At 61.8% G+C, this 19,029-nt stretch carries 19 protein-coding genes and 1 pseudogene; 8 read left to right on the forward strand and 12 right to left on the reverse strand.

The genetic code is table 11. From position 1 onward, the window contains the following. Positions 1 to 67: 67 nt before the first annotated feature. The 3 genes from creC to rloA2 all read right to left on the reverse strand — a co-directional run bounded on the left by creC (position 68) and on the right by rloA2 (position 2,740). A complete protein-coding gene (gene creC / locus L6D74_RS00480) occupies positions 68 to 1,483 on the reverse strand; it encodes a two-component system sensor histidine kinase CreC (protein WP_236187455.1) in 1,416 nt (471 codons plus the stop codon). After that, positions 1,483 to 2,163: a two-component system response regulator CreB gene (gene creB / locus L6D74_RS00485; protein ID WP_007959816.1), complete on the reverse strand. Its 681-nt coding sequence runs from the start codon at positions 2,161 to 2,163 to the stop codon at positions 1,483 to 1,485. The genes creC and creB overlap by 1 nt, the downstream gene beginning before the upstream one ends. Before the next feature lie 73 nt (positions 2,164 to 2,236). Further along, entirely contained in the window at positions 2,237 to 2,740 is a 504-nt protein-coding gene (rloA2, locus tag L6D74_RS00490) for a retropepsin-like aspartic peptidase RloA2 (protein ID WP_007959815.1), read from the reverse strand. 175 nt (positions 2,741 to 2,915) lie between these two features. Between rloA2 and L6D74_RS00495 the strand changes: the two genes are divergently transcribed. Next, on the forward strand, positions 2,916 to 3,803 hold the full coding sequence (locus L6D74_RS00495) for an acyltransferase (RefSeq protein WP_236187456.1): 888 nt from the start codon (positions 2,916 to 2,918) through the stop codon (positions 3,801 to 3,803). 1 nt (position 3,804) lies between these two features. Here L6D74_RS00495 and L6D74_RS00500 read toward each other — a convergent pair whose 3' ends face one another. Further along, positions 3,805 to 4,362: a DUF2780 domain-containing protein gene (locus L6D74_RS00500; protein WP_007959813.1), complete on the reverse strand. Its 558-nt coding sequence runs from the start codon at positions 4,360 to 4,362 to the stop codon at positions 3,805 to 3,807. Positions 4,363 to 4,511: 149 nt separating this feature from the next. Between L6D74_RS00500 and L6D74_RS00505 the strand changes: the two are divergent. From L6D74_RS00505 to L6D74_RS00525, 5 genes and pseudogenes are all read left to right on the forward strand, one after another. After that, positions 4,512 to 5,138: pseudogene (locus L6D74_RS00505) on the forward strand (sigma-70 family RNA polymerase sigma factor). After that, the gene (locus L6D74_RS00510) at positions 5,135 to 5,809 is read left to right on the forward strand and encodes an anti-sigma factor (protein WP_236187457.1); all 675 of its coding nucleotides are present in this window, start codon (positions 5,135 to 5,137) and stop codon (positions 5,807 to 5,809) included. Before L6D74_RS00505 ends, L6D74_RS00510 begins: the two are co-directional and overlap by 4 nt. A gap of 175 nt (positions 5,810 to 5,984) precedes the next feature. Next, positions 5,985 to 6,197, forward strand: a complete 213-nt coding sequence (locus L6D74_RS00515) for a cold-shock protein (protein WP_236187458.1) — start codon at positions 5,985 to 5,987, stop codon at positions 6,195 to 6,197. 74 nt (positions 6,198 to 6,271) lie between these two features. Further along, a complete protein-coding gene (locus tag L6D74_RS00520) occupies positions 6,272 to 6,496 on the forward strand; it encodes a hypothetical protein (RefSeq protein ID WP_236187689.1) in 225 nt (74 codons plus the stop codon). Positions 6,497 to 6,528: 32 nt separating this feature from the next. Continuing rightward, on the forward strand, positions 6,529 to 6,744 hold the full coding sequence (locus L6D74_RS00525; protein ID WP_236187690.1) for a cold-shock protein: 216 nt from the start codon (positions 6,529 to 6,531) through the stop codon (positions 6,742 to 6,744). Between the two features lie 78 nt (positions 6,745 to 6,822). On the opposite strand, the gene fdhA is transcribed toward L6D74_RS00525, so the two are convergent. From fdhA to L6D74_RS00565, 8 genes are all read right to left on the reverse strand, one after another. Further along, entirely contained in the window at positions 6,823 to 8,022 is a 1,200-nt protein-coding gene (fdhA, locus tag L6D74_RS00530) for a formaldehyde dehydrogenase, glutathione-independent (RefSeq protein WP_085612977.1), read from the reverse strand. Between the two features lie 204 nt (positions 8,023 to 8,226). Beyond that, positions 8,227 to 9,084, reverse strand: coding sequence for a formyltetrahydrofolate deformylase (purU, locus tag L6D74_RS00535; protein WP_007959808.1), 858 nt, complete (start codon positions 9,082 to 9,084; stop codon positions 8,227 to 8,229). 219 nt (positions 9,085 to 9,303) lie between these two features. Continuing rightward, on the reverse strand, positions 9,304 to 9,936 hold the full coding sequence (locus L6D74_RS00540; RefSeq protein ID WP_064599941.1) for a sarcosine oxidase subunit gamma: 633 nt from the start codon (positions 9,934 to 9,936) through the stop codon (positions 9,304 to 9,306). A gap of 55 nt (positions 9,937 to 9,991) precedes the next feature. Continuing rightward, positions 9,992 to 13,009: a sarcosine oxidase subunit alpha gene (locus L6D74_RS00545; protein ID WP_039768017.1), complete on the reverse strand. Its 3,018-nt coding sequence runs from the start codon at positions 13,007 to 13,009 to the stop codon at positions 9,992 to 9,994. Further along, a complete protein-coding gene (locus L6D74_RS00550; RefSeq protein ID WP_011336273.1) occupies positions 13,006 to 13,335 on the reverse strand; it encodes a sarcosine oxidase subunit delta in 330 nt (109 codons plus the stop codon). Before L6D74_RS00550 ends, L6D74_RS00545 begins: the two co-directional genes overlap by 4 nt. 13 nt (positions 13,336 to 13,348) lie before the next feature. After that, positions 13,349 to 14,599, reverse strand: a complete 1,251-nt coding sequence (locus tag L6D74_RS00555; protein ID WP_003206307.1) for a sarcosine oxidase subunit beta — start codon at positions 14,597 to 14,599, stop codon at positions 13,349 to 13,351. Positions 14,600 to 14,619: 20 nt separating this feature from the next. Continuing rightward, positions 14,620 to 15,873: a serine hydroxymethyltransferase gene (gene glyA, locus L6D74_RS00560; protein ID WP_011336274.1), complete on the reverse strand. Its 1,254-nt coding sequence runs from the start codon at positions 15,871 to 15,873 to the stop codon at positions 14,620 to 14,622. Between the two features lie 156 nt (positions 15,874 to 16,029). After that, entirely contained in the window at positions 16,030 to 16,740 is a 711-nt protein-coding gene (locus L6D74_RS00565) for a TraX family protein (protein ID WP_236187459.1), read from the reverse strand. A 127-nt stretch (positions 16,741 to 16,867) separates the two neighbouring features. Here L6D74_RS00565 and L6D74_RS00570 point away from each other — a divergent pair, with 127 nt between their 5' ends. Both L6D74_RS00570 and L6D74_RS00575 read left to right on the forward strand, forming a co-directional pair. Continuing rightward, a complete protein-coding gene (locus L6D74_RS00570; RefSeq protein ID WP_236187460.1) occupies positions 16,868 to 17,908 on the forward strand; it encodes a threonine aldolase family protein in 1,041 nt (346 codons plus the stop codon). 211 nt (positions 17,909 to 18,119) lie between these two features. Beyond that, on the forward strand, positions 18,120 to 18,944 hold the full coding sequence (locus L6D74_RS00575; protein ID WP_236187461.1) for an SDR family oxidoreductase: 825 nt from the start codon (positions 18,120 to 18,122) through the stop codon (positions 18,942 to 18,944). The last annotated feature ends 85 nt before the right edge of the window (positions 18,945 to 19,029 follow it).

Below are 19,029 nucleotides of genomic sequence, written 5' to 3' on the forward strand. Positions count from 1 at the left end.
TCGATGGGCAGAGTCTGCGAAGGGGATGTGGGGGTTTTGTGGGAGGAATGTGGAGTTTGTGTGGAGACTACAACTGCAGGACGACTTCCACCCCACGTTCGACGTTGCCGATGCGCATCGAACCACCGTGCAACTTGATCACCTCTTCGACAAAATTGAGCCCGAGACCGGTGCTTTTACGCCCGCTGTCCGGGCGTGGCAAAGAGTAGAAACGCTCGCTCAAACGGGGCAAGGCATAGTCGGGAATCGGCGTGGTTTCGTTGAACAGGCGAAGCTCGACCTTCTCGCCGATCCGCTCGGCACTGAAGCGCAGCAAACCGTTTTGCGACGTGAAATCCAGCGCATTTTCCAGCAGATTGCCCAATGCCTGACGCAGCAGAAACGGCTCGCCGATCAACGCCAGATCCGGCGCGATGGTTTGTTCGATCCGCAGTTGCCGGCCTTCGATGCGCGCCATCTGTGCCTGTAGCAGCTCACTCAGCAGCGCCGCCAACGGCACGGCGACACGCTCCTCAAGGCCCTGCCGCTGTTCAACTTGTGCAAGGTTCAGCAGGCGTTCGATCAACTGCTGCATCCGGGCACCTTCACTGTCGATGTTGCCGACAAAACGCAATCGCTGATCCGCCGGCATCTCGCCCTGCAACAACTCGGCGGCACCGCGAATCGCCGCCAGCGGGCTTTTCAGTTCGTGGGTCAGGGTGTGCACATAGCGCTCGACGTAGGCTTTGCCTTCGAGCTGGGTGCGCATCTGTTCTACGGCGGTCGCCAACTGCTCCAGCTCGCCGCCGCGATAGTGCGGCACCGCCACCCGACGGCCCTCGCTCACCGCCTGGGCGTACACGGTCAAGCGGTGCAACGCGCGGCTCAGCCACCACGACAGCACGGCGCCGAGCAGCAGGCCGAGGACGATCAATCCGGCGCCGTAACCGAGCAAGCGGCGCTCGGTGCGATCGACATAGGGCTGCAGTGAACTGTTGGGTTTGGCCACGGTGACCACGCCGATGATCGCGCCGTTGTCGCGGATCGGCGCACCGACGTGCATCACTGAAGAATTCGGATCATTCGGGTCACTGCGGCTGGAGCGTGCGCCGTATTCGCCGCGCAGGGTCAGGTAGACGTCGTTCCAGCGCGAGTAGTCCTGACCGACGGCCAGACCGCTGGAGTCCAGCACCACGATGCCCTTGGCGTCGGTAACGTAGATCCGGTGGTTGACCTGGTTTTTCGCCAGGCCCCAGATCGTCGCCTTCGGCTGGCGCTCGCCATAGGCACGGAGCAGTTCCGGCCAGCGATTCTGGTTGAGGGTGCCGGCCTTGAAATCGTCCCGCAGGATTTCCGCCATCAGGTTGGCGGTATCGACCAGGGTTTCTTCGGTGGACTGGCGCACGCCGGGGCGGATTTCTTCCATCACGGTGTTGAGCACGAAATACCCGGTGAGGCCGATAAACAGCACGTACACCAGGAAAATCCGCAGCCCCAGCGACATCAGCTGTGCCCCGGACTGTAGCTGTAGCCGAGGCCGCGATGGGTCTGGATCGGCTCGGCCTCGGCGCGCACCAGACGCAATTTGGCGCGTACGCTTTTGATATGGCTGTCGATGCTGCGCTCGTAACCGGCATCCGCCGCCACGCCCAGCGCATCGAGCAATTGCTCGCGGCTGAACACCCGCTCGGGTTGTTCGAGCAGGCATTGCAGTAGCCGGAATTCGTGGCGGGTCAGGCTCAGGGGCTGGCCGCGATAGCTGATCTGTACGCGCTCGGGATCGATGCGAAACAGCGCCGAGGACGCCTCGATGACCGGACGTGGCGCCATGCGCTTGAGAATCGCCCGGACCCGCGCCGCCACTTCCCGTGGGCTGAACGGTTTGACCACATAATCATCGGCACCGATTTCCAGGCCCACCACCCGGTCGATCTCGGCGTTGCGCGCGCTGAGAAACAGCACCGGCACTTCACTGAAGCGACGCAGCTGCTTGCAGGTTTCGAAGCCGCTGATGTCCGGCAGACCGATGTCGAGGATGATCAGGTCCGCCGGGGTCTGGCGCTGATGCTCCAGCGCCGCTGCGCCCAGGCTCAGCCAGGTCGTGGTGAAGCCCTCGCCCTGCAAGGCAAAAATCAGCGTGTCGGCAATCGCCGCTTCGTCTTCGACAATCAGGATATGAGGCATGGCGTCCGAGCCTGTGGGTTAAGTGCGCGAACGGTGCCCCAAGCCCGGCGTTACGTCAATGAGACCACTTGGTTTAGCAGTCGGGTTTGTCGGCTGTGAAGCGTCGTGCCGGGTTCACCGCCGCGCCGAACTCGCGCAGGGCCTTGGCGCCGATCAGCAACGGATAATTGAAGTTGCTGCGGTCGGTCAGGTTGACCTCCACGGTACGCTTGACGTCGCCCAGGCACAGCTCCAGATCGACCACCGGGCGCTTGGCCACTTCGGTGCTTTCGCCCTCGTCTTCTTCATCCGAGCGACTCTTGATCTTGCTGATCCGCGCGACCTTGTGCTCGTACACCTTGTTGCTGGCGTCCTTGGTAGCCAGACGGAAACGCACCCAGTCTTCGCCGTCGCGTTTGAACGTCTCGATGTCCTTGGCCGACAGCGAGGCGGTCAGTGCGCCGGTGTCCATCTTGGCCTTGAGCACTTCGCCGCCGATTTCCGGCAGCGCGATGTATTCGTAACGACCGTACAGGGTCGGTTCGGCGGCGAGCACCGGCAGGGCGACGAGGGAAAGCAGTGCAAGGAGGGATTTCACGTAAGGGGCTTCCTTGGGAAATGGGGGCGTCAGACGCGAGATTTTAGACCGTTGTTCGCATGAACGTTCCCGGCAGGTTATCGCGCCACAGGTGAAACATTCGTCACCGGTGGATTTGGCCTGCCGGCCGAAGCCACTTATCATGGCGCGCCCATCCGTTTTCCAAGAGTTGCTTATGCGCCGCCTGCTCACCGGCTGTCTCGTCACCCTGCTGCTGTTGTCCAACACCCTGGTGCTGTTCGGCCCGCTGATGGTGTTCGCCGTGCTCAAGCTGATCCTGCCGGGGCGCTTTCGCGACTACTCCTCGTGGGCGGTGATGTGGATCGCCGAAACCTGGGCGGAAATCGACAAGCTGATCTTTCGCCTGTGCATTCCCACGCAATGGGACATTCGCGGCGGCGAAGACCTGCGCAGCGACACTTCTTACCTGGTGATCAGCAACCATCAGTCCTGGGTCGATATCCCGGCGCTGATCCAGACCCTCAACCGGCGCACGCCGTTCTTCAAGTTCTTCCTGAAGAAAGAGCTGATCTGGGTGCCGTTCCTGGGCCTGGCCTGGTGGGCGCTGGATTACCCGTTCATGAAGCGCTACACCAAGGCGTTCCTGGCGAAGAACCCCGAGCTGGCCGGCAAGGATTTGGAAATCACCAAGGCCGCCTGCGAGCTGTTCAAGCGCCAGCCGGTGACGGTGGTGAATTATCTGGAAGGCACGCGTTACACCGCTGCCAAAAGCACTCAGCAGCAGTCACCGTTCAGCCACCTGCTCAAGCCCAAGGCCGGCGGCGTGGCGTTCGTACTGGCGGCGATGGGCGAACAGCTGGACGCGATTCTCGATGTGACCGTGGTTTATCCACAGCAGAAGATTCCGGGGTTCTGGGACCTGATCAGCGGCAACGTGCCACGCGTGATCGTCGACATCCAGACTCGCGAACTGGACCCGGCCCTGTGGCAGGGCGATTACGAAAACGATCCGGCGTTTCGCGAGAAGGTCCAGAACTGGGTCAACCAGCTCTGGACCCTCAAGGATCAGCGCATCGCCGAACTCAAGGGCGAGCGCCGCTGAGTCAACCGTTGGTGCCGGTGCCCCAGATACTGCCCAGGCTTTGCAGCAACGAACCACCGACACCCTGCTGACCGAGGTATTGCAGGAGGATCGGGGCAAACTGGCCGACCATCCCGCTGTCCATGCCCAACGCACCGAAGGCGTTGTTCAGGTCATTGGTGTCCTTGACGTTGCCCAGCGCATTTTCCAGCCCGGCGGACTTGCCCGACGAGCCGAGCAAGCCGCTCAACGCCGCCAGATTACCGCTGCCACCCGACAGTTTGTCGATGCCCGGCACTTCCTTGGCCAGCTCGGAATAATCCGTGTTGCTGAGCTGGTTTTTCGCCAACCCCAGCATGGCACTGGTGCCGCCGACCGCTTGCTGCGGCGTGACGTTCAGCGCGCTCAGGGCACTCAACAGACCGGCGGTTTCCGACGTCGGCGCCGCAGCGGCGGCCTTGTCCCCACCCTGCATGCCCGATACCGCACCGGCCACGTCATTCAAACTGAAACCGGCAAACACCGGCCCTGCCGCCAGGGTCAGGAGCGATGCCAGGGCAAAACCGCGTGAAATCTTCATTCAGACATCCTCTTGTGGCGTGAAGGCCCTTCGTCGACGAAGGGTAAAACTGCCGGTTTGACCGAGCATCCACCGGCATGTTCCGAGCCTAGCGCATCCATTTTGAGCCGGCCCGCGTATAGAAAACGTGAAACCCCGGAAATCGAACCATGAATGGCACGAGCGCTATGGCTGAACTAGCCTGTGAACTACCCCAAACCAGCGCCCGCCCTGTCTGGAGATTTGTCATAACCCTCGCCGGCACCGATCATCTGCGGCAATTGCTGGCCCAGTGCTCACTGGGCGACCGTCGCGCCTTCGGAACCCTGTACCGCAGCGTTGGCCCGCGCCTGCACGGCGTGGCCCTGCGTTTCATGGGCCGCCCGGATCTGGCCGAGGAAGAGCTGCAGGAAAGCTTCGTGCGGATCTGGAACAACGCTTCGCGCTATTAATCGCACTTGTCGGCACCCATGACCTGGATGATCAACATCACCCGAAATCAGGCCATCGACCAGTTGCGCAAGCAGCGCGAACGACCCCTGAGCGATTTCGAACAGGAGGGCCTGGTGGATGAGAATCCCTCGGGTCACGACCAGTTGAACAGCGCCCGCGAGGCCACAGCCCTGAACCGCTGCCTCGAAACCCCGGAAGGCATGCAAAGCCGGTCGATTACCGTGGCGTATTTTCAGGGGTTGTCCTGCTCGGAAGTGGCCGAGCACCTGGCGGCGCCGCTGGGCTCGGTCAAGTCGTGGATTCGCCGAGGCATGGAACGCCTGCGCCGGTGCCTTGAATCATGAACTACCAGACCCCTGCCCTGCGCCGCGCCCTCGCCGCCGATTACGCCATCGGCTTGATGGCTGCGCCGGCCCGTCGGCGTTTCGAGCAACTGTTGCTGGAAGACGCGGCCCTGCGCGCCGAACTCGCGCAATGGCAGGAAAGCCTCGCCAGCCTCACCGAAACACTGCCGGAGGTTCCAGTGCCGGAACGCGTGTGGCACGGCGTTACTGCGCGTATCGAGCCGCAAGTGCTGCACGTCCCCGAAAAGCGTCCGTTCTGGAACTGGCTGCGGGTGACGGCGGCACTGGCCTCCATCGTGGTGCCGGTGTTCCTCGGCTCGCTGTACACCCACGACGACGTCCGCTACCGCGCCACCCTGCTGAGCGCCGATGCGCAACCGGCGCTGAAGGTCGAGGCCCATGACGATTACCTGCAAGTCGAGCCGCTGACACTGGCGGCTGTCGATCCTCAGCGAAGTCTGGAACTGTGGGCGATTCCGGCCGATGGCAAGCCGATCTCGCTGGGCGTGATTCCGGCGGGCGGCAAAGGCAAGGTTGAATTGAGTGAGGCGCAGAAGGCGCTGATCGGCAAGCCGATGGCGCTGGCGGTGAGTCTTGAACCCAAGGGTGGATCGCCGACCGGGCAGCCGACGGGGCGGGTGTTGTATCAAGGGGCGTTGGCGGCGTTGTAACAAATCGCAATCAAACATCAAACCCAAATAGCCATTCTATATAAAAAACTGTCATTTCTAACAGTTACCGCTTCCCCGCGCTTTACATAAATTGAACTGACAACACGGGAAGGCGCAGCAGCACCTTCCAGGTGTTGCGCGTGCGGTTTCAAGTCAGCAAGCGGGAGTAGAGATCATGCCAGAAAGACAATCGGGTACGTGCAAGTGGTTCAACGACGAAAAGGGATTCGGGTTCATCACTCCGGAAAGCGGACCGGATCTTTTCGTTCACTTCAGGGCCATACAGGGTAACGGCTTCAAGTCTCTGAAAGAGGGCCAGAAAGTAACTTTCGTTGCGGTCCAAGCGCAGAAAGGCCTCCAGGCAGATGAGGTGATTATCGAGACTTGAGAGATCTTGACCGATAGTCGGTCAATGCTGAAGCCATACATGTCTGCCAACAGGCTCGGACGGGAGGTACGGTGATGGTAAAGCAATGCGTACAGCATGAAGAACTGGTCGATCCAGACGTTCCGCCGATCATCTTCTGCATCGACCCGGACGATCCGATCATCAAACACATCAAGGCGGGGCTGAAGGTCACTTATGACCTTGTATGTGGTGATAACGGCAAGTATTACGCTGTCGACATCAGACTTGCCCAAGACGAGGACATAGCCAGACCGGCCCGGTTCTCTAAGCGTTTGTAATGCGTCAATCAATCGAAACGGGAAGCACGAACATGTCAGATACAAGATTGTACGGGACCGTCAAATGGTTCAATGATGAAAAAGGGTTCGGATTCATCGTCCCAGACGGTGAAGGTGATGACCTTTTTGTTCATTTCAAAGCCATTGAGTCAGATGGATTCAAAAGCTTAAAAGAAGGACAAAGAGTTTCTTTTATAGCTGAAAGAGGGCGCAACGGATTGCAGGCTGCACAGGTACGCCCCGAATAAGGTCTTTGCCGCACCGAACAACTGCTCGTTCATCAAAAAAAACGGCGCTCAAGAGCGCCGTTTTTCATTTGGATCTATTTACGCCGCACTGAACAACTTGTGCGGATCAATCACAAACTTCTTCGGCACGCCTGCATCGAACTCGCCGTAACCTTCCGGCGCCTGGTCGAGGCTGATGACCTGCACGCCCACCACTTCGGCGATGTTGATGCGGTCCCACATGATCGCCTGCATCAGCTGGCGGTTGTACTTCATCACCGGGGTTTGCCCTGTGTGGAAGCTGTGGGATTTGGCCCAGCCCAGACCAAAGCGGATGCTCAGGCTGCCCATTTTCGCGGCGGCATCGACAGCACCCGGATCTTCGGTCACGTACAGGCCCGGAATACCGATCTTGCCGGCTACGCGCACCACGCCCATCAGCGAGTTGAGCACGGTGGCCGGGGCTTCGGATTTGACGCCGTCGTGGCCATGACCACGGGCTTCGAAACCGACGCAGTCCACTGCGCAATCCACTTCAGGCTCGCCCAGCAGCGCGGCGATCTGTTCGTGCAGCGGGGTGTCTTTCGACAGGTCGACGATTTCAAAACCCTGAGCCTTGGCGTGGGCCAGGCGGACGGTGTTGACGTCGCCGACGATCACCACCGCAGCGCCGAGCAAACGGGCGGAGGCGGCAGCGGCCAGACCGACCGGGCCAGCGCCGGCAATGTAAACGGTGCTGCCCGGACCGACGCCTGCGGTAACGGCGCCGTGGTAACCGGTCGGCAGAATGTCGGAGAGGCAGGTCAGGTCACGGATTTTCTCCATGGCCTTGTCGCGGTCCGGCAGCTTCAACAGGTTGAAGTCGGCGTACGGCACCAGCACGTACTCGGCCTGGCCGCCGGTCCAGTCGCCCATGTCGACGTAACCGTAGGCTCCCCCGGCGCGGGCCGGGTTGACGGTCAGGCAGACGCCGGTGTGTTGCTCCTTGCAGGAACGGCAGCGCCCGCAAGCCACGTTGAACGGAACGGAGACCAGATCGCCGATTTTCAGGCTTTCGACGTCGCTGCCCTTCTCGATCACTTCACCGGTGATCTCGTGTCCCAGCACCAGACCGACCTGAGCGGTGGTACGGCCGCGCACCATGTGCTGGTCGGAGCCGCAAATGTTGGTTGAAACCACACGCAGGATGACACCGTGCTCGATCTTCCTGCCACGCGGATCCTGCATTTTCGGATAGTCGATTTTCTGTACTTCGACCTTGCCAGCGCCGAGATACACCACACCACGATTGCCAGACATGCTTTCACCTCGCTGTTGTTTTTATGGAACCGCGTTGCCCAGGCAGGCAGCGCGTAAATGCTCGGGTTATTGCTTGTTGGTTTTGCGTTGTCAGTTATGACTCTTTCGCGGGCAAGCCCGCTCCCACATTGGCTCTCTTGGGTGCATGCCATCTTGCTCAAACCACAAATCCCCTGTGGGAGCGGGCTTGCTCGCGAAAGCGATCTAAAGAACGACGGTTCTATTGGCGTTCAAAAAAACCCTTCTTTCAATGTGATACCCGACAGCCCGGGCCAGGGTCAGGCCTTCGATGTCGCGGCCCTTGGCGATCAGGTCCTCGGGGTAATGACTGTGATCCACCGCCTCGACGCCCTGGGCGATGATCGGCCCTTCGTCGAGGTCGTTGTTGATGTAGTGCGCGGTGGCGCCCACCAGCTTCACGCCCTTGTTGTAGGCCTGGTGATACGGTTTTGCGCCCTTGAAGCCCGGCAGCAGCGAGTGGTGAATGTTGATCGCCTTGCCATCGAGCTTGCGGCACAGCTCCGGCGACAGCACCTGCATGTAGCGGGCGAGGATCACCAGTTCGGCGCCGGCCTCCTCGATCACCTGCCACACCTGCCGCTCCTGGGCCGGTTTGTCGTTCGGGTCGAGGGGGAAATGGTAGTAGGGAATCTGGTGCCAGTCGGCCAGCGGCTTGAGGTCCGGATGGTTCGACACCACTGCCGCCACGTCCATCGACAACTGGCCGATGCGCTGGCGGTAGAGCAAGTCGTTGAGGCAGTGATCGGCCTTGGAGACCATGATCACCACTTTTGGCCGGTAGTTCGGCGCGGTCAGCTCGAAGATCATGCCGAACGCCTGTCCGCGTTCGGCGAGGCCGGCGCGGAAGGACTGCTCGTCAAAACCGTCGGGCTGGCGGAATTCCACCCGAATGAAGAACCGGCCCGAGAGCCGGTCATCGAACGAGTGGTGCTCGGTGACGTAGCAGCCCTGCTCGAACAGAAAACGCGTCACCGCGTCCACGGTGCCGAGAACGCTGGGGCAGTCGGCGGTCAGAATCCATGTGTCTGGGGCGCGGCTCATGGTGCGGTGACTCCTGTTCTTTGTGCGGGGTGTCAGGGAGTTTCCCCTCACCCTAGCCCTCTCCCGGAGGGAGAGGGGACTGACCGAAGTGTCTGCAGAGCTACATCGACCTGAAAGTTCGCGGTTGAATATAGATCGCAAGAACAACCGAGATCGGCTCCCTTTCCCCCTCTCCCCCCTGGGGGAGAGGGTTGGGGTGAGGGGGTGGCTTTTGATCTTTCAGGCCTGAACGCTGAGGCCGTATTCGGCGGACGCATCCTGCAACCACAACCACCAGTAATCCGAGAAGCTGCGGCGGATCAGCAGTTCCCAGGTGTCTTCGGCGGTGTGGCGGATCATCAGCTGCGACTTGGCGAACACCGTGCCAACAGCCTTGCCGACCGGGAAGTTGTTCGGGTGCACGTCGTAGCTGGTGGATTTCATCAGCACCTGACGCACGTTCGGGCCGCTCAATTCCAGCACCTGCTGGCCGCCGCTGACGTTGACGATTGCGATGTGCAGATCGCCCAGCGCTTCGCGCAGTTTCTGCTCGGCGGCGAACTCTTCACCGCTCGGCACGATCAGCAGCCACTCGTCCGGGCCCATCCATTGCAGGCTGGTTTCACCTTTGACGATCACGCTCAGGGCGCCCGGCAACTCGATGCCCAGCGCTTTGTGCACACCGGCGGCGAACGCGGCATCGTGGCCGTCGCCGCGGATGGTCAGATGGCCGAGGAGTTTCTTTTCGCGCACGGTCACGCCGGCGGTCTTGCGGCCCTTGCCGACCAGGCTGGCGAGGTCGGCGTGATGCAGCGACGACTCGGCCTTGGCCCCGGTGGTCGGGCGTTGTTGGTAAACGTTGGCTGCGGTCATAAAGCACCCTTCCTGAATTCGGTGTCGCTCCCGCGCCAGGCGCGGGAGCGATCAGTTAGATGTTCTGGCGATCGCCTTTCGGATCGAAGAACACCGAAGAAACGATTTCCGCCTCGATCACGCTGCCATCCGCCAGCGGTGCGAACACCCGCTCGCCCATGCGCTTGAGACCGCCCTTCACCACGCCCATGGCAAACGAATAACCGAGGGAGTTGTGCGCGTAACTGGAGGTCACGTGGCCGACCATGGTCATCGGGATCGACTGCTTGGTGTTGAACACCAGTTGTGCACCTTCCGGCAGCCAGACGTTCGGATCGATCGGCTTCAGGCCCACCAGCTGTTTACGCTGGTCACGCACGCAGTCTTCACGGTTCATGCCGCGCTGGCCGATCCACGAGAACGGTTTGGTGCGACCGACACACCAGCCCATGTTCAGATCGTCCGGGGTCATCGAGCCGTCGGTGTCCTGGCCGACGATGATGAAGCCCTTTTCGGCCCGCAGAACGTGCATGGTTTCGGTGCCGTACGGGGTCAGGTTGTACTGTTTGCCCGCCTCGACGATTTTTTCCAGCACGCCCATCGCGTAATCGGCCTGGACGTTGACTTCGTACGACAGCTCACCGGTGAACGAGATGCGGAACACCCGCGCCGGCACACCGCCGACCAGACCTTCTTTCCAGGTCATGAACGGAAACGCTTCGTTGGCCAGGTCGATGTCGGTCACGGCGCTGAGCAGCTTGCGGCTGTTCGGGCCGGACAGGGTCATGGTCGCCCAGTGGTCGGTGACGGAGGTGAAGTAGACCTTCATCTCTGGCCATTCGGTCTGGTGGTACAGCTCCAGCCACTGCAGGACGCGAGCCGCGCCGCCGGTGGTGGTGGTCATGACGAAATGGTTGTCGGCCAGACACGCCGTCACCCCGTCGTCGAAGACCATGCCGTCTTCCTTGCACATCAGGCCGTAACGGGCCTTGCCCACGTCGAGCTTGGTCCAGGCGTTGGTGTACACGCGGTTGAGGAACTCGCGGGCGTCCGGGCCCTGGATGTCGATCTTGCCCAGGGTCGAAGCGTCCAGCAGACCGACGCTATCGCGCACAGCCTTGCATTCGCGTTTGACGGCGGCATGCATGTCTTCGCCGTTTTTCGGGAAGTACCACGGACGTTTCCACTGGCCGACGTCTTCGAACTCGGCGCCGTTTTTCAGGTGCCATTGATGCAGTGCGGTGTAACGCACCGGTTCAAAGATGTGCCCGCAGTGACGGCCGGCTACCGCGCCAAACGTCACCGGCGTGTAGTTCGGACGGAACATCGTGGTGCCCATCTGCGGGATGGTCACGTTCAGCGAGCGGGCGGCAATCGCCAGGCCGTTGACGTTGCCGAGCTTGCCCTGATCGGTGCCGAAGCCCAGCGCCGTGTAGCGTTTGACGTGCTCGACCGACTCGAAACCTTCGCGGGTCGCCAGTTCGATGGCGGCGGCGGTCACGTCGTTCTGCAGGTCGACGAATTGCTTCGGCGCCCGCGAAGTGCCCTTCTCGTGGGGCACCTGGAACAGCGCCAGGGTTGGTTCTTCGAGACGGCTCAGGGCTTTCGGCAACACGGCTTCAACGGCCTGGAAACCGGCTTCGGACGCAGCGCGCACGCCGCCTTCAAAACCGTCAGCCAGAGAATCGCCGAGACCGTAGACGCCGTTGATGCCACCGACGCACACGCGTTTCTGCGGTGCTTCGCCCGGTACGAAACCGAGGATGTCTTCGCGCCAGATCGGCTTGCCGCCCAGGTGCGACGCCAGGTGAACCACCGGGCTGTAACCGCCGGAGCTGGCGATCAGGTCGCAGTCAAGCCATTCGCCCGGGCTGGTGACCTTGTGGCCTTTGACATCGATCGCCGCCACGCGGGCAGCGGTCACGTGCTTGCTGCCACGGGCTTCGATCACTGCGCTGCCGGTGAGGATGCGAATGCCTTTGGCGCGCGCCTCTTCAACCAGTGCGCCACGCGGATTGCTGCGGGCGTCGGCGATGGCGACCACTTGCAGGCTGGCATCGAGCCAATCCAGCGCCACGCGGTAGGCGTGATCGTTGTTGGTCGACAGCACCAGCTTTTTGCCCGGTGCCACGCCGTAACGGCGCACGTAAGTCGACACCGCGCCGGCGAGCATGTTGCCCGGCACATCGTTGTTGCCGTAGACCAGCGGACGCTCGTGAGCGCCGGTCGCCAGCACCACACGCTTGGCGCGGACGCGGTGGATGCGCTGACGCACCTGGCCGATCGGCGCGCGGTCACCGAGGTGATCGGTGAGGCGTTCATGAATGGTCAGGAAGTTGTGGTCGTGGTAGCCGTTGACCGTGGCGCGCGGCAACAGCAGCACGTCCGGAGTACTCTTCAATTCAGCGATGACGCCGGCCACCCATTCCATCGCCGGTTTGCCGTCGAGGCTTTCGCGGGAATCGAGCAGGCTGCCGCCGAACTCTTCCTGTTCATCGGCGATGATCACCCGCGCACCACTGCGGGCAGCAGCCAGTGCTGCGGCCAGACCGGCCGGGCCGGCGCCGACGATCAGCACGTCGCAGTGCTGGTTCATGTAGTCGTAGGTGTCCGGATCGACTTCGGTCGGCGAACGACCAAGACCTGCGGCCTTACGAATGTATTTCTCGTAAGTCATCCAGAACGATTGCGGGTACATGAAGGTTTTGTAGTAGAAACCCGGCGGCATCAGCTTGCCGCCGACCTTGCCGAGAATCCCCATCATGTCGTTGTTGACGCTCGGCCAGCCGTTGGTGCTGGTGGCGACCAGGCCTTGGTACAACGCCTGTTGCGTGGCGCGCACGTTGGGAATCTGGGTGGCTTCGGTCGCGCCGATTTGCAGGACAGCGTTCGGCTCTTCGGCACCGGCGGCGAAGATGCCGCGCGGACGCGAATACTTGAAGCTGCGGCCAATGATGTCGACGCCGTTGGCCAGCAGGGCGGCGGCCAGCGAGTCGCCTTCAAACCCTTTGTAGGTCTGGCCGTTGAAGGTGAAGCTCAGCACTTTGTTGCGGTCGATCCGTCCACCGTTGGACAGGCGATTGGTCTGGCTCATACCTTCTCTCCCAGCGCCGTCGTGGCTGTTTTCGCAGTGTCAGCCTTGTCGGTGAATTGCGGCTTGGTGCCGATCTTGTAGGTTTCGAGAATCTCGTAGGTCACGGTGTCGCGGGTGACGTTGAAGTACTGGCGGCAACCGGCGACGTGATCCCACAACTCGTGGTGCAGGCCCCGCGGGTTGTCGCGGAAGAACATGTAGTCGCCCCACTCCTCGTCGGTGCAGCTGTTGGGATCCAGCGGACGCGGGATGTGCGCCTGGCCGGATGCGTGGAATTCCTCTTCGGAGCGCAGTTCGCCGCAGTGAGGACAGAAGATGTGCAACATGGGATTTCTCCTGTTAGTGGGCGACAGCCGCAGCGCCGTGTTCGTCGATCAACGCACCGTTGTGGAAACGGTCGATGGAGAAAGGTGCGGCCAGCGGGTGCATTTCACCCTTGGCCAGGCTTGCGGCAAACACGTTGCCCGAGCCAGGTGTGGCCTTGAAGCCACCGGTGCCCCAACCGCAGTTGAAGAACATGTTCGGGACCGGGGTTTTCGAAATGATCGGGCACGCATCCGGCGTGGTGTCGACGATGCCGCCCCACTGACGGTTCATGCGCACCCGCGACAGCACCGGAAACATCTCGACGATGGCCTGGATGGTGTGCTCGATCACCGGGTACGAACCGCGCTGGCCGTAGCCGTTGTAGCCGTCGATACCTGCGCCGATCACCAGGTCGCCCTTGTCGGACTGGCTGATGTAACCGTGCACGGCGTTGGACATGATCACGCTGTCGATGATCGGCTTGATCGGCTCGGACACCAGCGCCTGCAGCGGGTGGGATTCGATCGGCAAACGGAAACCGGCGAGCTTGGCCATGTGCCCGGAGTTACCGGCGGTGACCACGCCGACGCGCTTGGCGCCGATGAAGCCCTTGTTGGTTTCAACGCCGATGCACACGCCGTTTTCCTTGCGGAAACCGATCACTTCGGTCTGCTGGATCAGGTCCACGCCGAGGGCGTCGGCGGCACGGGCAAAGCCCCAGGCCACGGCATCGTGACGGGCCACGCCGCCGCGACGCTGAACGGTCGCGCCCATCACCGGGTAGCGGGTATTTTTCGAGCAATCGAGGTACGGGATTTCGTCCGCGACCTGCTTGGCGTTGAGCAGTTCGCCGTCGACGCCGTTGAGGCGGTTGGCGCTGACCCGACGCTCGGAATCACGGATGTCCTGCAGGGTGTGGCACAGGTTGTAGACGCCGCGCTGGGAGAACATCACGTTGTAGTTCAGGTCCTGAGACAGGCCTTCCCACAGTTTCATCGCGTGTTCGTACAGGTGCGCCGACTCGTCCCACAGGTAGTTGGAGCGAACGATGGTGGTGTTGCGCGCGGTGTTACCGCCGCCCAGCCAGCCCTTCTCGACCACGGCCACGTTGGTGATGCCGTGCTCTTTGGCCAGATAGTAGGCCGTCGCCAGACCGTGCCCGCCGCCGCCGACGATGACCACGTCGTAGACCTTTTTCGGGGTCGGCGTGCGCCACATGCGCTGCCAGTTTTCGTGGTGGCTGAGGGAGTGTTTGAAGAGGCCGAAGCCCGAATAGCGTTGCATAGTCATGTACTCCAGAACGCTCAGCGATAAACCGGGAAGTCAGCGCACAGGGCCGAAACCTGCTGGGCGACGTTGGCCTCGACATCGGCATCGCCGAGGTTGTCGAGGATGTCGCAGATCCAGCCGGCCAGCGTCACGCACTGGGTCACCTTGAAGCCGCGAGTGGTCACCGCCGGGGTGCCGATGCGCAGGCCCGAGGTCACGAACGGCGACTGCGGGTCGTTCGGTACGGCGTTCTTGTTGACGGTGATGTGCGCGCGACCGAGGGCAGCGTCGGCGTCCTTACCGGTGAGGCCCTGACGGATCAGGCTGACCAGGAACAGGTGGTTGTCGGTGCCGCCGGACACTACATCGTAGCCACGTTTGATAAATACGCTCGCCATCGCCTGGGCGTTGTCGATCACTTGTTGCTGATAGGCCTTGAAGCCCGGCTCCAGCGCTTCCTTGAAGCACACGGCCTTGCCGGCGATGACATGCATCAGCGGGCCGCCCTGGGCGCCGGGGAATACCGCCGCGTTGAGCTTCTTCTCGATTTCTTCGTTGGCCTTGGCCAGGATCAGGCCGCCACGCGGACCGCGCAGGGTCTTGTGCGTCGTGGTGGTGACCACGTCGGCGTACGGCAGCGGGTTCGGGTACAGACCGGCAGCCACCAGACCGGCAACGTGGGCCATGTCGACGAACAGCAGCGCACCGACCTTGTCGGCGATCTGACGGAAGCGCGGGAAGTCGAGGGTTTTCGAGTAGGCCGAGAAACCGGCGACGATCATCTTCGGTTTGCACTCGACGGCCAGACGCTCGACTTCGTCGTAATCGATCAGACCGGTCTTGGTGTCGATGCCGTACTGCACGGCGTTGTACAGCTTGCCCGAGGACGAAACCTTGGCGCCGTGGGTCAGGTGACCGCCGTGGGCCAGGCTCATGCCGAGAATGGTGTCGCCCGCTTGCAGCAGCGCCAGGTACACGGCGCTGTTGGCCGAGGAACCTGAGTGCGGCTGGACGTTGGCGTAATCGGCGCCGAACAGTTGTTTGGCGCGTTCGATGGCCAGCGCTTCAACCTTGTCGACGTGCTCGCAGCCACCGTAATAGCGCTTGCCCGGATAGCCTTCGGCGTATTTGTTGGTCAGGCCGCTGCCTTGCGCTTGCATCACGCGTTTGCTGGTGTAGTTCTCCGACGCGATCAGCTCGATGTGATCTTCCTGACGTTGCTCCTCGGCATTCATCGCCGCCAGCAGTGCATCGTCGTAACCCTGGATCTGGTCTTGCTTGCTGAACATCGCGTCTCTCCCAGCGGCATCTGTGCGCCATTCGTCTCGGTAAGGCACGGCGTTCAGCCAGTGCCCTTTGATGCGATGGTATGGCCGGCGCAGGGAGGTCAAATGCCTACGGACGCCACGCAAAGGTGCGTTTACGACATGGCGGCGGCGACGGACTCAAACAAGCAGCTGGCGCAAGGCCAGAAGAACCATGAAATGCGCGGGATAGAGCGCATACGCCCAGCGCCGCATGGGTGGCGCGTGGAGGCAAGTGGCGTGTCGCAACAGGAACATTCCGAGCAGTGGCGCGATCAGGCAGGTCGCAATCCCGAGGATGGCGACGATGTTGCCGAACTGCGCGGATTCGTAGAGCACCCGCCATTGATTAGCGGCCAGACACAGCAGGCCCGGCAACAGGCTGAAAAACCAGGGTTTGCGAAACACCAGCAACATCGCCAGCGGCAGCAGGACACCGAACAAACCGAACATCAGTCGCTCCGGGAACAGCGCGGCCACCAGCAAAGCACTGACGCCCAGCAGTCGCGAAATCAGCGCTCGATCCTGCCAGCCCCGCGCCACCAGCAGGCCCAGCGCCAGCGTCGGCATCACGTTCAACGTGTCGGGCTCTGGAATGTACAAACGGTAGGGAATCTCGCTGAGCAGACTGAACAGCAACAACCAGCCCAGATAACGCCATTCGGTCTTGCGCGCGCCGTCCCGTGCCAGATTCGCCGCCATCGCCAGGCAGAACCACGGGAACGCCAGCCGTCCCGGCACATACAGCCAATCGGCGCTGATCCCGACATATCGCAGGTGATCGACCAGCATGCTCAGCAGCGCCAGCCACTTGAGCAGATCGAGTGCGCCGTCGCGCTGGCTCAGGTGCATAATCGGCTCGCATCCTTGTAAAGTTCTGACAGCGACATCCCGTGTGCTCCCCGGATGATCTTCGGTAAAGTGCGCACCATCATTGACCAACGGAGCGCCACAAGCGCGCCGACCACGGAAGCCGGCCATGACCGACAAGAGCCAACAATTCGCCAGCGACAACTATTCCGGTATCTGCCCTGAAGCCTGGGCTGCCATGGAACAGGCCAACCACGGCCACCAGCGCGCCTATGGCGACGATGAATGGACAGCCCGCGCCTCGGATGATTTCCGCAAGCTGTTCGAGACCGACTGCGAAGTGTTCTTCGCCTTCAACGGCACCGCCGCCAACTCCCTCGCGCTGTCGTCGCTGTGCCAGAGTTACCACAGCGTGATCTGCTCGGAAACCGCCCACGTCGAAACCGACGAATGCGGCGCGCCGGAATTCTTCTCCAACGGTTCGAAACTGCTGATCGCCGGCACCGAAAACGGCAAGATCACCCCGGCCTCGATCCGCGAAGTCGCACTCAAGCGCCAAGACATCCACTACCCGAAACCGCGCGTCGTGACCCTGACCCAGGCCACCGAAGTCGGCAGCGTCTACACCCCGGAAGAAGTCCGCGCCATCAGCGACACCTGCAAGGAGCTGGGCCTGAACCTGCACATGGACGGCGCGCGTTTCTCCAACGCCTGCGCCTTCCTCGGCTGCTCGCCGGCAGACCTGACCTGGAAGGCCGGCGTCGACGTGCTGTGCTTCGGCGGCACGAAAAACGGCATGGCGGTGGGTGAGGCAATCCTGTTCTTCAACCACAAATTGGCCGAAGACTTCGACTACCGCTGCAAACAGGCCGGGCAGCTGGCCTCGAAAATGCGCTTCCTGTCGGCCCCGTGGGTCGGCATCCTGGAAAATGACGCATGGCTCAAATACGCCCGCCACGCCAACCACTGCGCGCAACTGCTGGCCGAACTGGTCAGCGACATCCCGGGCGTGGAGCTGATGTTCCCGGTCCAGGCCAACGGCGTGTTCCTGCAACTCTCGGAACCGGCCATCGCCGCCCTGACCGCCAGGAACTGGCGCTTCTACACCTTCATCGGCAAGGGCGGCGCCCGCTTCATGTGCTCGTGGGACACCGAAGAAGAACGCGTACGCGAACTGGCGCGCGACATCCGCGAAGTCATGTCTCACTAAAGTCCCGGCTTATACAGCCGCCCTGTGGGAGCGAGCCTGCTCGCGATGAGGCCAGCACATCCAACATGGATGCAAGCTGATATTCCGCCATCGCGAGCAGGCTCGCTCCCACCAAAGCCCACCTGATCGCCCCTCACCTTCTGCGCCTGAAGACTTGGTCTACATTGTCTGTCGAGCCATCGCTCACATAACAATAAGCAGGAGCTTGCGTATGTCGCTAAAAGGCAAAACCTTGTTCATCACCGGCGCCAGTCGTGGCATCGGGCGCGAGATTGCGCTGCGGGCTGCACAGGACGGGGCCAATATCGTGATCGCGGCCAAGAGCGCCGAGCCGCACGCCAAGTTGCCCGGCACCATCCACAGCGTCGCCGCGGAAGTCGAAGCGGCCGGCGGCAAGGCTTTGGCGCTGCAACTGGATGTGCGTGATGAAGACGCGGTGCGTCAGGCGCTGACCCAGGCCAACGAACACTTCGGCGGAATCGACGCACTGGTGAACAACGCCGGGGCGATCAAGTTGACCGGTGTGCAGCACATCGAACTCAAGCGTTTCGACCTGATGCATCAGATCAACACCCGCGCGGTGTTGCTGTGCAGCCAGGCCGCCCTGCCCTACCTGAAGAAATCCTCCGGGCACATCCTTAACCTGTCACCGCCGCTGAATCTGGCCAGCAAATGGTTCGCGCAATACAGCCCCTACACCGTGACCAAGTACGGCATGAGCATGCTGACGGTCGGGATGAGCGAGGAGTTCGCCAACTACGGGATCAGCGTCAATTCGCTGTGGCCGCAGACCATGATCGCCACGGCGGCGATCGAGTTTCAGCTGGGCAATCGCGAGTCGTTCAAGCATGCGCGCACGCCAGCGATCATGGCGGATGCGGCGCATGTGATTTTGAGCAGCAGCGGGCGGCGGATTACCGGGCGGTTGTTGATCGATGAGCAGGTCTTGCGGGAAAGCGGCGTGACCGAGTTCGATCATTACCGCTTTGAACCGGGGAGTGATGCGAGGTTGATGACGGATTTGTTTGTGGATTGATCAGTGTGCCTGTGGGCCCCTCCCCTCACCCTAGCCCTCTCCCGGAGGGAGAGGGAACCGACCGAGTTGTTTTGGCGAGCTACAT

Origin of the sequence: Pseudomonas pharyngis (genome assembly GCF_021602345.1) — a bacterium.
Lineage (GTDB): Bacteria > Pseudomonadota > Gammaproteobacteria > Pseudomonadales > Pseudomonadaceae > Aquipseudomonas > Aquipseudomonas pharyngis.